Source organism: Sphingomonas sp. J315 (genome assembly GCF_024666595.1).
In the GTDB taxonomy this organism is placed as follows: domain Bacteria; phylum Pseudomonadota; class Alphaproteobacteria; order Sphingomonadales; family Sphingomonadaceae; genus Sphingomonas.
Map to the genome: position 1 here is coordinate 3,405,780 of NZ_CP088296.1, position 15,870 is coordinate 3,421,649.

Here is a 15,870-nt window from a genome sequence, read left to right on the forward strand (position 1 = left end):
GATGTTCGCATCGACCGCGCAGGCCGGGGATCGCTGGATCAGCGCCTGGGGAACTGCGCAGCAGCTCGCACCCATGCCGCCGCCCCGGATGCCCCCCGCGACCCGAAGGCGAGACGCGTCCCGCGCCCCCGCCATCGGCACCGTCGCCGGTCCTTCCTACGCCCCAACGGCTGCACGACCAGACCGTGCGGATGATCGTGCGCCCCACGATCGGCGGCAGCGTCTTGCGCGTCCAGTTCTCCAACGCATCCGGGGGCGAGCCAGTCAGGATCGGACGGGCCGCGATCGCCAAGAGTGCCGGCGCCTCTGCGATCGTTGCCGGCACGTCGCGGGCGCTCAGCTTTGCGGGGCAAGCGGATGTGACGATCCAGCCCGGCGCGGTTGCGACCAGTGATCCCGTCAGCATCGACCTGGCGGCGTTCGAGCAGCTCGCGGTTTCGATCCATCTGCCTGCGGATACCGCCGTCAACACGCTTCATCCGCTGGGACTGCGTACCACCTACATCGTCAAGGGTGACCGAACCGGCGACACGGCGCTGAGCGGATCCGATACCAACCGATCCTATCTCTGGCTAACCGGCGTCGTGGTGGAGGCAGCCCCCGAGGCGGGGACGATCGTCGCGTTCGGGGATTCGATCACCGATGGCTATGGAACGACCCCGGACACGGGCCGCGCCTGGCCCGACCTGCTTGCCGATCGGCTGCAAAAAGATGCGCGAACCCGGCATCTCTCGGTCGTCAATATGGGCATTTCCGGCAATCGCGTGCGGCGCGACGGCGCTGGCCTGTCGGCACTGGCGCGCTTTGACCGCGACGTGCTGGCGCGGCCAGGGGTGCGATGGGTGATCCTGCTGGAAGGGATCAACGACATCAACTTCGCGGCGATACCGGGCATGCCGTCGAGTGAGGCGGTCACGGCGGAAGAACTGATCGCCGCCTATGCGCAGTTCATCGATCGGGCGCATCTGCACGGTATCAAGGTGATGGGCGCGACGATCGCGCCGACCGAGGGGCTGTGGCTGTACAGCGAGAAGACCGAGGCGCTGCGCGAGGCGGTCAACAGCTGGATCCGCACCAGCGGAAGGTTCGACGCGGTGGTCGATTTCGACGCCACGCTGCGCGACCCCGCGCGTCCGACGCGGCTGAACCCGGCCTATGACCCCGGCGATCATGTCCATCCGAACGACGCCGGCAATGCCGCGATGGCGGCGGCAGTGGACGTCGCGCGGTTCCTGAAGCCTTAGTTTGCAACCGGACATGCGCTTGTTGCAAAGGGGGGCACGGCAACCCTATCCCCTTGGCGTGCGGGGGAGGCGGAATTTGACGCGCAAGATCAAGACCATCTACGACCTCGCCGAACTTGCCGGGGTGTCGGCCGCGACCGTGTCGCGCGCGCTGGCCGGCAAGACGATGGTCAATTCAAAGACGTCGGAACGCATTCGCAAGCTCGCGGAAAAGCACGATTTCCGTCCCAGCGCGCTCGCCCGCAATTTGCGGACCAAGCAGCGCGGCGCGATCGGCGTTGTCGTGCCGCTGGGCCATGATCGCGGACAGCATCTGTCCGATCCGTTCTTCATGACGCTGATCGGCTATCTCGCCGACGAGTTGAGCGAGCGCGGGTTCGACCTGATGCTGTCGCGTGTCATTCCCAACCAGGACAATTGGCTGTCCCGGCTGATCGATGCCGACCGCGTCGACGGCTTCATCATCGTCGGCCAGTCGGATCAGTCGCAGGTGCTCGACCGGATCGCCGCCGACTATCTGCCGCTGGTCGCATGGGGCGGATTTGTCCAGGGGCAGATCCATTGTTCGGTGGGCACCGACAATTTCCTGGGCGGACGGCTGGCGACCCAGCATCTGATCGACCGCGGATGCCGCAAGATCGCGTTCTTGGGCAATACCCAGGCGATCGAACCGTCGCTGCGGCTCCAAGGCGCAAAGGCCGCGATCGGAGCGCACAACGACATCGTGCTGGTCGATGCCCCGACCCATTTTGCTTCGGAAGTCAGCGGGTCGGACATCGACACGTTTCTCGACCAGTCAGCTATCCTGCCCGACGGCATTTTCGCCGCGTCCGATCTGATCGCGCTGACCGCGATTCAGGTGCTGGCGACACGCGGCCTTTCGGTGCCGGGGGATGTGAAGGTGGTCGGTTATGACGATCTCTACCTCGCCCGCACGAGCGCACCGCCACTGTCCACCGTGCGCCAGAACCTTGCCGCAGGTGCGGCGCATCTGGTCGACAGCCTGATGAAGCGCATCGCCGGCGATGCGACCGGATCGACGATCCTCAATCCCGAACTCATCGTCCGCGAGTCCAGCTGATTGTTGCCAGGCCGGGCGCCCTACGACTTTGGTCGAGTTGACTTGCAATCGATTGCTAATAGGGTGTCGACATAGTGGACCCGAGTCCGAAGCGACCGGAAAACGTGTGGGAGAGTGTGATGCGGGCAAGGATCTCGGCATTTTGCGGCGCGGCTTTGCTCGCGATGGCGCCGCCCGCTGCATCCGCGCAGCAAGCCCCGACGCCACCTCCGCTCACTGCCGAGGATGAAGCGAAGCTCGCGCCGATCGCGCCGGAGCTGCGCGCGGGCGCGCGGCTGGCGCTGGGATTCTCCAAGATGATGGGCACGATTGACGAGGCGATGGTGCTGGCGTCGCGAAAGCGCGGCGGTGGTCCCCCGATCCCCCCGCGTCACGCCGATATTCCCGTGGTCGAGAAGATGATTCCCGGCCCGGTCGGTGCGCCGCAGGTGAAGTTGTTCGTCATCAACGCCAAGCCGGGGACCAGCCGTCCCGGTATCGTCCATACCCATGGCGGCGGCTACATCCTCGGCACCGCCGCGACCGATGTCCGCCGTCTTCAGGACATGGCGCGCGAGCTCGATGCGGTGATCGTCAGCGTCGAATATCGCCTTGCACCGGAAACGACCTATCAGGGGTCGATCGAGGACAATTATGCGGGCCTCAGCTGGATGTATCGCAATGCCGCCGAACTGGGTCTGGACCGCAGCCGCATTGCGGTGACCGGCGAGAGCGCGGGCGGGGGGCATGCGGCTCTGTTGGCCATTACCGCGCGCGACCGCGGAGAAATCCCCATCGCGTTTCAGGCATTGGTCTATCCCATGCTGGACGACCGCACCGGCGGGGCGGTGAAGCTGCCTGGCCATATCGCCACCGTGGGGTGGAGCGGGTTGGAAAACCAATATGGCTGGAAGGCGTTCCTGGGCCAGGAACCCGGAACCGACAAGGTGCCGGCGCGCGCCGTTCCAGCGCGCACGCAAAACCTTGCGGGACTGCCGCCCGCCTTCATCCAGGTCGGCGGGGTCGATCTCTTCGTCAGCGAGGATATCGACTATGCCCGGCGGCTGAACGAGGCCGGGGTGCCGACCGAATTGCAGGTTATTCCGGGGGCCTATCACGGCTTCGACCAGCTGTCGGCTGACTCGCCGCAAGCGAGGCAGTTCAACCGCGCGAAGATCGAGGCGCTGCGTCGCGCCTTTGCGCGCCCCGCCAAATAGGAACGACCGCAAAGGCTTGGCAACCGTTTGAGTGGCAAACGATTGCATTAGTCGCCTGTTGATTGAATAGCTGGAGGAACGCACGGGTCGGGCCGCTCCTTGACGACGTCCTCCGGCCTATTTATGCAATCGATTGAAAAAATAACCGGGGGAGAGGATAATGAAGCGTTTCTGCACGTCAGTCGCGGCCATTGCGGTCGCAAGCGTCTTGGGATCAGTGCCTGCCTTTGCGCAGAGCGACACAGGTCAGGAGGCCCGGGCACCCGCCGACGCCAGCTCGGACGAAGTGGTCGTCACCGCGCAAAAGGGCGGCGCGCAGGCGCTTCAGGAAGTCCCCCTCGCGATCCAGGCGTTCGATGGCGAGGAGCTGAAGGAGCGCAACATCAGCACCATCGGTGACCTGGTGTCGAGCGTGCCGGGCGCGTTCGAGGGGTTCCGTCAGTCCAACGGATCGCGCTTCTACAATCTGCGCGGCAGCGTCACGCAGAATGGCGACTCGCCGATCGGCTATTATCTCGACGACGCGCCGTTCATCGTCACCAATTTCGGCATCGCCCCGCCCGTGCGCTTCCTCGACATCGATCGCGTCGAAGTGCTGCGCGGGCCGCAGGGCACGCTCTATGGCCAGGGCTCGTCGGGCGGCGTGTTCATCTTCCGCACGCGCGACCCGAACCTCAAGGAATTCGATTACGCGTTCGAGGCGGAGGCATCGCAGACACGCGGTGCCGATGGCCTCAACTATGGCGTGGCCGGCGCGATCTCGGTGCCGATCGTCAAGGACATGCTCGCGGTGCGCGTCAGCGGCGGTTTCTCGCGCGATGCCGGCTGGGCCGACGCCTATTATGGCGCCTTCGACGGCACGCCCGACGAGACGGGGGTCAATGTCGCCAAGAATGACGATATCCGCGTCGTCGCGCTGTTCCGCCCGGCGGACAACGTGAACATCCGCGCGCAGTACTGGAAATTCCGCCCGCGCCAGGGCTTCACCGGATTCACCGCGTCGGTCAGCCCGCCCTATTTCCAGAACACTGCGGGGCAGGACGGCTTTTCGAATGGCGATTTCACGCTGTACAGCCTGACCGCGACGGTCGATTTCGACGCCTTCTCGATCACCAGCGCGACCAGCCAGCTCGACGGCGTGTTCGGGATCAACATCCCGCTCTCGCCCTCCGGCTCATTCTCGAGCCAGTTCCTGCCGAGCATGTTCGCGCAGGAATTGCGGGTGAACTCCAACGGCAGCGGGCCGTTCAAATGGCTGCTCGGCGCGTCCTACCAGAACGGGTCGGGGCCGCAGGAAAATACGCTGACCCTTCCGGGCCTGGTCATCAACGCCGATAACGACACGCTGACCGAGAATTACGCATTCTTCGGCGAGGTCAGCTATGAGTTGTTCGACGGCAAGCTGGTCCCGCTGGTCGGGCTGCGGCAGTACCATGACGACCGCGCGTTCGCCGACGCGACCGAGACGCTGCCGACGACGAAGGACGTGACCACCTGGCGGGTCAATCTATCCTATCTGCCGAGCGACGATCTGACGATGTTCATCTCGGCGGCGACCGGCTTCCGTCCCGGCATCGTCCAGTCGCGCGTGCAGGTCCAGTCGGTCACCGGCGCGGGCGTGCCGACGGGCGTGACGCTGGAGCCGGAATCGTCGACCAACTATGAGTTCGGCGTGAAATGGCGCAGCGCCGACCGGTCGCTGAATATCGGCCTGAACCTGTATCAGCTCGAATATACCAACCTGCAGACGTCGGTCACCGGGTCGATCGCCAACGTCGACGGCTTTGCCAATTTCGGTGATGCGAAGACCAAGGGCGTCGATCTGGAGCTGCGCTGGAACACGCCGCTCAAGGGCTTCAATCTGGGCTTTGTCGGCAACTTCAACGACAGCAAATATACCCGCGTGAACCCGATCGTCGCGGCGGCCCAGCCACTGTTGCGGCCCGGCGCACGGCTGACCAACACGCTGTCGAACAACTTCCGTGTCGACCTGGGCTACAACGGCGACATTGCCAACAATGTGAACCTGTTCGGCAACCTCTCCTTGAGCCACAGCGGCGACCGGTTGCAGGGCAATGGGATCACCGCGCCGTCCTACAACGTGATGGCCCTGACGCTGGGCGTGCGGCACGGCCCGTATGAGCTGGCGCTGATCGGCAACAACCTGACCGACGAGCGTGGGCCGACCTTTGTCGGCACCAACGGCCCGTTGTCGGGGTCGGGGCCGACCCCGCGTACCATCGGCCTTCGTTTCCGGGTCACGCCCTGACCGGAAGCGGATTTGCGGGATGGGCGGGAGGCACTGCGCCTCCCGCTCTTTCCGTCGTACTACCTGTCGCATAACATGATGGATCGGAGAGCGGGATGAACGATCGGGCGGGACGCGACGGCGCGGCGACATTGCTCAAGGCGCTGGTCTTCCTGATGTTCGCGATGTTTGCGATGACCACCGACTCGGTCGGCACCGTCATCCCCGAGGTGATCCGCGAGTTTCAGCTGGGTCTGACCGCCGGCGGATCGTTCCAGTACGCGACCATGGCCGGGATCGGCATCTCCGCGATCGCGCTCGGTTTCCTGGCCGACCGGATCGGGCGCAAGGCGACGATCCTGATTGGCCTGGTCCTGTTCGGGGTCAGCTCGGCGCTGTTCGCCGCGGGACACAGCTTCCTGTTCTTCACCAGCCTGTTGTTCATGTCCGGCATCGGCATCGGCATTTTCAAGTCCGGCGCGCTGGCGCTGATCGGCGACCTGTCGCGCTCGACCGGCGAACATGCGCGGACGATGAATTTGATCGAGGGGTTTTTCGGCGTCGGCGCAATTATCGGGCCGGGCATCGTCGCCTATATGCTGCTCAACGGCGCGAGCTGGAAATGGGTGTACATCATCGCGGCGATGCTGTGCGCGCTGCTGGTGCTGGGATCGGCGGTTGCGCGTTTTCCAAGACCGATCATCACCCGTACCGAGCCGGTCCGCGCCAGCGAGGCGATCCGCATGGCCGGCGATCCGCCCGCGCGCTTCTTTGGCACTGCGCTGATGCTCTATGTCGGGGCGGAGGCGGCGATCTATGTCTGGGCGCCGACCTATCTCGCCGATTATTCGGGGTCGTGGCTGTGGCTGGCGGCCTATGTCGTGTCGATCTTCTTCGTGTTGCGCGCGGCAGGGCGGTTCCTCGGCGTATGGCTGCTCGCGCGCTATGACTGGGCAAGCGTGATCCTGGTGTGCAGCTCGGCGATGGCGGCGCTGTTCTGGATCGCGGTGATTGGCGGGCGGGAAGTGGCCATCTTTGCCCTGCCCGCGACCGGGCTGTTCATGTCGGTGCTGTATCCGACGATCAATTCGACCGGGATCAGCTGCTACGACAAGGGGCGGCATGGGTCGATCGCCGGGCTGCTGCTGTTCTTCACCTGTGTCAGCGCAGTGCTCGCGCCGCTCGCGATGGGCGCGCTTGGCGAGTGGTTGGCGGACAGCAGCTATGCGATCCTGCTGGGTGGTGTGTTCGCGACGCTGCTGGCGTTGCTGTGCGGCTGGAACAGGTCGCGCGCGCCGTTCGACGCGCTGCTCGCGCAGCGCGACGCCGACGATTATCGCGCCTAGGCCATATGGCGGTCGAGCCAGACGGCGAACAGCGCGGGCCAGTGGCTGACGGGCGTGTCGGGACGCCCAACGCCGAAGCCGTGATTGCCCGCTTCGAACAGATGCAGCTCGACCGGGCGGTTCGCCGCCTGCAGCGCGCGCAGCATGATCATGCTGTTCTCGGCCGGAACCGCCTTGTCGTCCAGCGCGTGGACGAGGAACACCGGCGGCGTCTGCACGGTGACATGTTGGGCGGGCGAGCGTTTGAAAATCAGCTCGGCGGAGGGCGTCGTTCCAAGCAGCCGCATCGCGGACTCGCCATGCGTTTCGGGCGCGGTGACGCTGATAACGGGATAGATCAGTGCCATTGCCGCGGGTCGGGCGTCGAGCGCATCGGTCGCGTCGCGCGGCGCATAGACCTGTTCTGCAAAGCCTGTGGCCAGCGTCGCGCCGAGATGCCCGCCGGCCGAAAATCCGACTGCGGCGACCTTGGCCGGGTCATAGCCATAGCGCGCGGCGTTGGCGCGGATCACGCGGATCGCGCGCTGTGCATCCTGCAACGGAACGTCTTCGCGCTTCGCCCAGCCTTCGTCGGGCAGGCGATAGGTGAGCACGAACACCGTATAGCCACGCGCGCTCATCGCGCGCGCGACATCGACGCCTTCGTTGAGGATCGACACGAACGTGTAGGCCCCGCCGGGGATCGACAGCAATGCGCGGCCATTCGACTTTTCCGGGCGGAACACGCGCAGCATCGGGGTTTCGATGTTGCGGACCATGATGTCGGGCCAATCGGTGGGGACCGCGCGGGCGGTGTAGCCGCCGCCGGGAGCGCCGTTCGGCCAGAGCGGAATCTGTTCGGCATCGATCCAGGCGCGGGGCATCGGTGGGAGCTTGGGGGAATTGCGCCGCCGCCGCGCCGTTTGCTTTGGCACCCAGCGCCGCGAGGCTGGTGGCTCCGGCGATGAATCCGCGTCGTCCGATGGGTCCGATCTTCACCTGCTTGCATCCTCCCGATCCGGGCAACGTATTTGCTTCTCCGGTCGCGCGATAGAAGCGCTTCGAGCCGGGGGTTGCAAGCTGTATTCACAATCGATTGCGAAACACATCCGAACACGTCAAGGAAGTTGCGTGGGCAAGAGACAGGGAGAGTGGAATTGATCCGGCAAGCTGATGTGGATTGCCCGACCGGGCGTGCCGGAGACGCCGCCATTCGCCCCGCGTGCCGTGGGCGGGCCGTCCGTTGAGCACGGCCGATACCACCCCGGTCGAGTTGACGGCCAAGCCGGTCGGAGCGGCGCTTTGGAGCCCCGACCATATCCGCGTACTCGCTGGACGTCGCCACGAGAGCGCGCCGCTGATCGGCGACGCGGATGTGGTGCGAATCGCGCCCGATCTAGACATCTGGGATGCCTGGCCGGTGCAGGACGCCGATGGGACGCCCTCCGCGCTGCCCGGTGGACAGACGCTATGGATGGCGCTCGGCGCGCCGCGTTTTCCCGATCCCGACGCGCGGCACGGCCATGCCCGGATCCACCTGATCCTGCGTGACGCAATGGGCTGGCGTTCGCTGGGCCCGGCAATGCCGGACAAGTTCGCGCCGGGAAGCCGCGAGTGGTCCGGCTCCGCGCTGCTTGCCCCGGATCGCCGCACCCTGACGCTGTTCTTCACCGCCACCGGGCGGCGCGGCGAGGCGGTGACGACGTTCGAGCAACGCCTGTTCCGGGCGGATGCGACGTTGACGCAGGAGGGCGGCTATCGCCTCACCGATTGGCGCGACCTGAGCGAGTTCGTGATCCGCGATTCTGCTCATTATATGGCGAGCGATGCCGGGAGCGGTGCGGTCGGCACGATCAAGGCGTTTCGTGACCCCGCCTATTTCCGTGACCCCCGCGACGGGCGGCACCACGTATTCTTCGCCGCTTCGTTGGCGGGCTCAATCTCCGCCTTCAACGGGGCGATCGGATGGGCGAGCGCGCGCGATAGCTCGCTGGCGGAATGGGACATCCAATCGCCACTGGTCAGCGCCGACACGCTCAACAACGAGCTGGAGCGGCCGCACGCGATCTTCCATCAGGGGCTCTACTACCTCTTCTGGTCGACCCAGCGGCACGTGTTCAACCCCGATGGCCCGACCGGCCCCACCGGGCTGTACGGCATGGTGAGCGACCGGATCGACGGCGGCTGGCGTCCGCTCAACGGCACGGGGCTGGTCTTCGCAAACCCTGACGCTGCGCCCAAACAGGCCTATAGCTGGCTGGTATTGCCCGATCTTCAGGTGACCAGTTTCATCGACGCCTGGGGGAGCGATGGCAGCGACGCGAGCGCCCGGCGCTTTGGCGCGACCTTCGCGCCGATGCTGCGCTTGCGGTTGCAGGGCGATAGGGCTGGGCTGGAGGCGGATGGATGAGTGACGCGCCACGCTATGCGGGGATCGAGCTGGGCGGGACCAAGGCGATTGCCGTGCTGACACAGGGCGATGCGATCGTCGAGCGGCACAGCGTCGCCACAGGCGAGCCGATAGCCACGCTCGGCGCATTGCGCGCAATCCTCGATGGCTGGGCGGCAGCCGCGCCGCTCGCGGGCCTCGGCATCGCCAGTTTCGGCCCGATCCAGCTCGATCCGCGCGATCCGAGGTTGGGGCAGATCCTCGCTACGCCCAAGCCCGGCTGGACCGGCGCGCCAGTCGCGGCGCTGCTGAGCGAAGGACTGGCGTGTCCGATGGTGATCGACACCGACGTCAACGGAGCTGCGCTGGCCGAGTATCGCTGGGGCGCGGCGGTGGGGTGCGACAGCCTCTGCTATCTCACCATCGGGACCGGATTGGGCGGTGGGCTGCTGATCGGCGGCAAGCCCGTTCACGGCGCGATGCACCCTGAGATCGGGCACATCCGATTGCGGCGTGTCGCCGGCGATCTTTTCCCGGGTGCCTGCGACTTTCACGGCGATTGTGTAGAGGGACTGGTGTCGGGACCGGCACTCGCCGCGCGCTTCGGCATGGACCCGGCCACGGCGTCCGATGGCGACCCGATCTGGCGTCACGTCGCCGCCGATATCGCCGAGCTCTGCTGTGCGATCCTGCTGACAACGTCGGCCCGCCGCATATTGTTTGGCGGCAGCGTCGCCTTGTCACGTGCCTTCATTCTGCCCTGGGTGCGGGAGATCGTCGTGGCCCAACTCGAGAGCTATCTGCCCTTCGTCACCACGGAGGCAGTGGGCGAAATCATCCAGCCAGCGGGTCTCGGCACCGACGCCGGCCCACTCGGCGCGATCGCATTGGCGCAGGCCGCGTCGCGCTGAGCGACGCGGCCCAGCCGATCACTTCGCGTCGACCTTGTCGATCAGGTTGAGCAGCCCATTGACGATCGCGCTCTCGGCGCAGCCGGGCTTCAGCCGCGACGAAACGACCTCGAACGTATTGTACGCGAACGCCGCGTCGTTCGGGATATAGCCCGACTGCGCCATGCCGTTGGTGATCGTCGTCATCATGCTGTGCTTGAACGGCGATTCGCGCTTGAAGCGCTGGGCGATGGTCGTGAACACCTCGGCATCGACCCCGCCGATTACCGTGTCGCCGATCTTGAGCAGGCTGAGGCGGATGCTGACGGGGTCTGCGTCCTCATAGGTGCCGGGATAGCCCGCACGGCCCTTGTCCAATCGCTTGCGGCCGGGGCAGGTGACGCTGGTCTGCGCGCCCTGAATGGTTGCTTCGGCGACTGGACGCTCCAGGCTGGCGCGGCTGACGTGCAGCACTTCCTCGCCCAGCATCTGGCCCATCGACTTCACCATCTGCTTCTGCTGTTCCATCAGCATCGCCACGCGCGGATTGCTGCGGTTCATGCCGGTGCCGCCTGGCGGCATCGCGTTGCTGATATCTTCACCCCGCGCGGCATAGTCGGCGGTGCGGATCGCGCGCAGGTCATAGGTCTGGTTGAAATAGATCGGGTTCTGGTCCCCCGCCGCACCGTTCGAATAGACCGCGACCGCGTCACCGCCCAGCGATTGTTCGATATAGTTGGAGGCGGCACCGGGCAGGTCGGCGCTCACCAGATCGAGATTGCCGGTCAGCACGGCGTGGACGCCATAGTTGAAATAGACCGCGATCGGCGCGCCCTCCAGCGTCTCGAACCGCACCACCGCGACAGTCTTGTCCGACACGCCCTCGTAATTCGGCCCCTCCCACCAGCGACGGGTCTTGGGGTCGATGATGTTGCGGTTGACGTTGATGTAGGAAACGCCGGTGCCATAGGCCATGCGTGCAGGCCTGGTCGCCGCCGCGGCCTTGCGGATCGCGTCGAAGATCTGCGCCTCATAGGCCGGGCCCCGCATCCATGGTGCGCTATGGGTGTGGCTGGCCGTCAGCAGCAGCTGGCTGGTCGGGATCTTGAGTTCGCGCTCGACCCGCGCCGCGACATTGGCCCAGGTCTCGGTCATGATCGCCCCGGCGTCGACCGTCACCATCGCCGCCCGCGTCTTGCCGTCATCCACCACGATTGCGCGGACGTTCAGCGGGTCGAGCACGCCGAGCATGTTCTTCGGCAATTCCGCAGCCTTGGGGGGTGATGTCGACTTTCGCCGCGCCCACTTTCAGCGCCTGGGCGGAGGCGGGCAGGGCGACGCAGAACAGGGTGGCGGCACAGGCCGCGCGAAGCTCAATCTTCATGGCAGGACATCCCGTTGGAGCCGAGGGCAGATGGCGGCGGAACGACAGGCAGACGCGCTTTCTGCATTATCCTCTCCGCCCGACGATCGCCTTATGCAATCGATTGCTAACCGTGTTAGGCATGGGCTGGACGAATGGCAACCCAAAAGGCGGCGGCCTAACCCGCTTCGCCTGGCTTCAGCGCCTCCGCCACCAGCGGTGTCACCCGCTCCACGATCCTCTCAAGCCCCTGGCGGTTGGGATGGATGCGATCGGGCAGCATCAGCGCCGGGTCGGTCACCACCTGATCCAGGAAGAATGGATACAGCACCGCGTCGTAGCGCTTCGCCAGATCGCCATAGATCGCGTTGAAGGCGTCGGCATAGTCGCGGCCCATGTTCGGCGCGGCGACCATGCCGGTCAGCATGATCGGGATGCCGCGCTTTTTCAGTTCCTCGCAGATCGCGGTCAGGTTCGCGCGGGTCTCGGCGGGGTCGATCCCGCGCAGCATATCGTTGCCGCCAAGGTTGACCATGACGAGGTCGGGTTTGCGATCCAGTCCGTCGAGCGTGAAGCCCAGCCGCCGCAGCCCCGCCGAGCTGGTGTCGCCGGAAACCCCAGCATTGCGCACGCTCGCCGCGATCCCGCGCGCGGCCAGCGCCTTTTCCAGCTGTGCCGGGAAACTCTCCTGCGGCAGGACGCCATAGCCGGCATAGAGGCTGTCGCCGAACGCGACGACCAACCGCGCATCGGCCTTCTGCGCACCCCCGCTGGCGACCGCCGAGGGGGTTGGCGGAGTCGCTAGCGACTGGTTCGCGGCATCATTTTCGCCCGAACATGCGCTCAGCCCTTGGAGGAGCAGCATCGCGCCCGCATATGGGGCAAGCTTTCTGATCAAGGACGTCATCTCCACCTATGTCGATCGAACCGGTGGCGGATATCGCAATCCGCGCGCGTAATGTCACCCTGACGCTTGGAACGCGCGAAGCGCCGACCGAAATTTTGAAGGGAATCGATGTCGATATCGCGCGCGGCAGCAGCGTCGCGATCCTCGGCCCGTCGGGGTCGGGCAAGTCGTCGCTGATGGCGATCCTGTCGGGCCTCGAACAGGCGAGTGGCGGGAGCGTGAGCGTCGCGGGCATCGCATACGACACGCTGGACGAGGATGGGCTGGCGCGCGCGCGGCGGGGAAGGGTCGGGATCGTGTTGCAGGCGTTTCACCTGCTGCCGACGATGACCGCGCTGGAGAATGTCGCGGTGCCGCTGGAGCTGGCGGGGTCGGAGGACGCCTTTGCGCGCGCCGGGGCGGAGCTGGAGGCGGTCGGCCTCGGCCATCGACTGACCCATTATCCGGTGCAGCTGTCGGGCGGCGAGCAGCAGCGCGTCGCCATTGCCCGCGCGGTGGCGGGGCGGCCCGAAATCATCTTTGCCGATGAGCCGACCGGCAATCTCGACGGCGCGACTAGTGGGGTGATCATCGACCTGTTGTTCGAGCGCCAGCGCGCAGCGGGGGCCACGCTGCTCATCATTACCCACGACCCCGCGCTCGCCAGCCGGTGCGACCGCGTGCTGACGATGCGCGACGGGCTGATCGTCGCGGACAGCGCCGCGTGAGCGCGCTGGGCTGGCGCGCGGCGTGGAGCATCGCGCGGCGCGACCTGCATTCGGGCTTTCGCGGGCTGCGGCTGTTGCTCGTCTGCCTGTTCCTCGGCGTGGCGACGCTCGCGACGATCGGCAGCCTGACCGCGTCGATCACCGGTGAGATTTCGGCACGGGGACAGGTGCTGCTCGGCGGCGATGTCGAGGTTGGGATGACCCAGCGCCAAGCATCGGCACAGGAACGGGCGGCGCTGACGCAGCTCGGCACCGTTAGCGACACGATCCGCACCCGCGCGATGGCGCGGCGCGCGACTCCAATTGCCGGAGCGCCCGATGCGGTGCTGACCGAGCTCAAGGGTGTGGACGTCCGCTATCCGCTCTATGGCAGCCTGACGCTGACGCAGGGCCGCTACGCCCAGCTCGTACCCGACGCGATTCTGATCGGACGGGCGTTATCCGAACGGCTGCTGCTCAAGACCGGCGACCAGATCCGCTATGGCGATGCGACATTCCGCATTGTCGGCATGATCGCCGACGAACCCGACCGGGTGGGGGAGGGGTTCACGCTCGGCCCGGTCGCGATCGTCTCGCTCGACGGGCTGAAGCGCACCGGATTGCTTCAACCGGGCGCGTTGTACGAGACCAAATATCGCGTGCGTCTGAACCCCGGCGTGACCCCGGATGAGGCGGTGGACGGGCTCAAGGATCGGTTCCCGACTGCGGGCTTCGAATACAAGACCCGCGACCGCGCGGCGCCCGGCGCGGTGCGCTTTTTCGAGCGGATGGGACAGTTCCTGTCGCTGATCGGCCTCGCCGCTTTGGTGATCGCTGGCATCGGGGTGAGCAACGGCGTCGCCTCATACCTGGGGCAGAAGCGCGGCGGGATCGCGACGTTCAAGATCCTCGGCGCGACATCGGCGGATATCAGCCGCATCTATCTGCTTCAGATCGCGGCGGCTTCGGCGCTGGCGGTGGCGGCGGGGCTGATCGTCGGCGCGCTGCTGCCGATCGGGTTCGTCATGCTGGCGGGCGATCTGCTTCCGGTCGCACCGGGCTTTGCGGTCTATCCGATCCCGCTGCTGACCAGCGCAGCCTATGGCCTGCTGATCGCCTTTGCCTTCGCGATGCCGCCGCTCGCCCGCGCGCGTACCCATCCCGCCGCCGCGCAGCTGCGCAGCGGGGTCGAGGAGTCGCGCCGGATCGACCGGCGCAGCACGCTGATGGTCGCGCTGGCAGGCGCTCTGGTGGTGACGCTGGCGCTGGTCACTGCGCGCGAGCCGATCTTTGCCGGGGCGGTGCTCGGCGCGGTGGCGCTGGTGTTGCTTGTCCTGCTCGGCATCGGCGCGTTGATCCGGCGGGTCTCTGCGAAGCTGCCACGCCCGCGCCGCCCGCTGCTGCGGCTGGCCGTCGCGAACCTCCACCGGCCCGGCGCACAGACCGTCGCGCTGGTGATCGCGCTGGGCCTTGCGCTTACCCTGTTTGTCACGCTGGCCGCGATCCAGACCAGCCTGGATGCCGAGATCGAGCGTGCCGTGCCGCAACGCGCGCCGAGCCAGTTCGTGCTCGACATCCCGTCCGAAGCGCGTGGCGAGTTCACGGCATTGGTCAAGCGCGAAGCCCCGGAGGCGCAGCTCAACATCGTCCCCGCTCTCCGCGGCACGATCACCGCCTTTGGCAAGACGCGCGTCGCCGATCTAGAGACCCTGCCCGAGGGCGCGTGGTTCCTGCGCGGTGAGCGCGGCGTCACCTATTCCGACGTGCTGCCACAGGGCAGCGAGCTGGTCGCCGGGCAATGGTGGCACAAGGACTATGCTGGCCCGCCTTTGGTGTCGCTCGACCGTGAGGCGGCGACGCTGCTCAATGTCGGGGTCGGCGATACGATGACGGTCAGCATCCTCGGTCGCGAGATCGCGGCGCGGATCGCGTCGCTGCGTCAGGTCAACTGGGACACGATGGGGTTCAACTATATCCTCGTCTTCTCGCCCAACACGCTCGCCGCCGCGCCGCACAGCCTGACCGCGACAATCGACATGGATCGCGCCAATGAAGGCAAGGTGTCGCGCGCATTGCTCGGCGCATTCCCGTCGGCTTCGATCATCGCGGTGAGCGAGGTGGTGGGACAGGTGCGTACGATCCTTGACCAGATGGCGACGGCGATCCTGCTCTCGGCATCGGTCACGATCCTCGCCGGCATCGCCGTGCTGGTCGGCGCCATCGCCGCGTCGCGACAGGCGCGCAGCTATGACAGCGTCATCCTCAAGACCTTGGGCGCGACGCGGCGCCAGATTCTCGCGGCGCAGGCGCTCGAATATGCGCTGCTCGCGCTGACCCTCGCGGCGCTGGCGCTGGGGCTGGGCGGGCTGGCGGCGTGGTATGTCATTACCGGGGTGTTCGAGTTTGGCTGGGCACCCGACTGGACCATCGTCGGCGCGACGCTGGGGCTGGGCGCGTTGCTCACGCTCGGGATCGGGTTGCTCGGATCGCTGCCGGTGCTGTCGGTGCGTCCCGCTCAGGCATTGCGGAGGCTCTGAGCGG

12 protein-coding genes are annotated in these 15,870 nt (G+C 66.4%); 9 read left to right on the top strand and 3 right to left on the bottom strand.

The genetic code is table 11. The annotated features are described in order from the left end of the window. The first annotated feature begins 191 nt into the window (after positions 1-191). The 5 genes from LRS08_RS17365 (at position 192) to LRS08_RS17385 (ending at position 7,115) form a co-directional block, all read left to right on the top strand. On the top strand, positions 192-1,244 hold the full coding sequence (locus tag LRS08_RS17365; RefSeq protein ID WP_260481033.1) for an SGNH/GDSL hydrolase family protein: 1,053 nt from the start codon (positions 192-194) through the stop codon (positions 1,242-1,244). Between the two features lie 76 nt (positions 1,245-1,320). Beyond that, complete coding sequence (locus LRS08_RS17370; protein ID WP_257845983.1) at positions 1,321-2,325, top strand: LacI family DNA-binding transcriptional regulator; 1,005 nt, start codon at positions 1,321-1,323, stop codon at positions 2,323-2,325. Positions 2,326-2,444: 119 nt separating this feature from the next. After that, entirely contained in the window at positions 2,445-3,521 is a 1,077-nt protein-coding gene (locus LRS08_RS17375) for an alpha/beta hydrolase (RefSeq protein ID WP_257845982.1), read from the top strand. 160 nt (positions 3,522-3,681) lie between these two features. After that, complete coding sequence (locus LRS08_RS17380; RefSeq protein WP_260481034.1) at positions 3,682-5,790, top strand: TonB-dependent receptor; 2,109 nt, start codon at positions 3,682-3,684, stop codon at positions 5,788-5,790. 95 nt (positions 5,791-5,885) lie between these two features. Beyond that, positions 5,886-7,115: an MFS transporter gene (locus tag LRS08_RS17385; RefSeq protein ID WP_257845980.1), complete on the top strand. Its 1,230-nt coding sequence runs from the start codon at positions 5,886-5,888 to the stop codon at positions 7,113-7,115. Here LRS08_RS17385 and LRS08_RS17390 read toward each other — a convergent pair. Then, positions 7,112-7,978, bottom strand: a complete 867-nt coding sequence (locus tag LRS08_RS17390; RefSeq protein WP_260481035.1) for an alpha/beta hydrolase — start codon at positions 7,976-7,978, stop codon at positions 7,112-7,114. The genes LRS08_RS17385 and LRS08_RS17390 overlap by 4 nt on opposite strands. Positions 7,979-8,337: 359 nt before the next feature. Between LRS08_RS17390 and LRS08_RS17395 the strand changes: the two genes are divergently transcribed. Both LRS08_RS17395 and LRS08_RS17400 read left to right on the top strand, forming a co-directional pair. Next, a complete protein-coding gene (locus LRS08_RS17395; protein ID WP_257845978.1) occupies positions 8,338-9,504 on the top strand; it encodes a glycoside hydrolase family 68 protein in 1,167 nt (388 codons plus the stop codon). Then, positions 9,501-10,394, top strand: coding sequence for an ROK family protein (locus tag LRS08_RS17400; protein ID WP_257845977.1), 894 nt, complete (start codon positions 9,501-9,503; stop codon positions 10,392-10,394). The genes LRS08_RS17395 and LRS08_RS17400 overlap by 4 nt, the downstream gene beginning before the upstream one ends. An 18-nt stretch (positions 10,395-10,412) precedes the next feature. Here the strand turns inward: LRS08_RS17400 and LRS08_RS17405 are convergent, their stop codons facing one another. Then, a complete protein-coding gene (locus LRS08_RS17405) occupies positions 10,413-11,636 on the bottom strand; it encodes a neutral/alkaline non-lysosomal ceramidase N-terminal domain-containing protein (protein ID WP_260481036.1) in 1,224 nt (407 codons plus the stop codon). 278 nt (positions 11,637-11,914) lie between these two features. After that, positions 11,915-12,601: an arylesterase gene (locus LRS08_RS17410; protein ID WP_257845975.1), complete on the bottom strand. Its 687-nt coding sequence runs from the start codon at positions 12,599-12,601 to the stop codon at positions 11,915-11,917. A gap of 50 nt (positions 12,602-12,651) precedes the next feature. On the opposite strand from LRS08_RS17410, the gene LRS08_RS17415 reads away from it, so the two are divergent. Continuing rightward, complete coding sequence (locus LRS08_RS17415) at positions 12,652-13,350, top strand: ABC transporter ATP-binding protein (protein ID WP_257845973.1); 699 nt, start codon at positions 12,652-12,654, stop codon at positions 13,348-13,350. Then, positions 13,347-15,866 (top strand): ABC transporter permease, encoded by a 2,520-nt coding sequence (locus LRS08_RS17420; protein WP_260481037.1) that lies wholly within the window; start codon positions 13,347-13,349, stop codon positions 15,864-15,866. The genes LRS08_RS17415 and LRS08_RS17420 overlap by 4 nt, the downstream gene beginning before the upstream one ends. Positions 15,867-15,870: the final 4 nt, after the last annotated feature.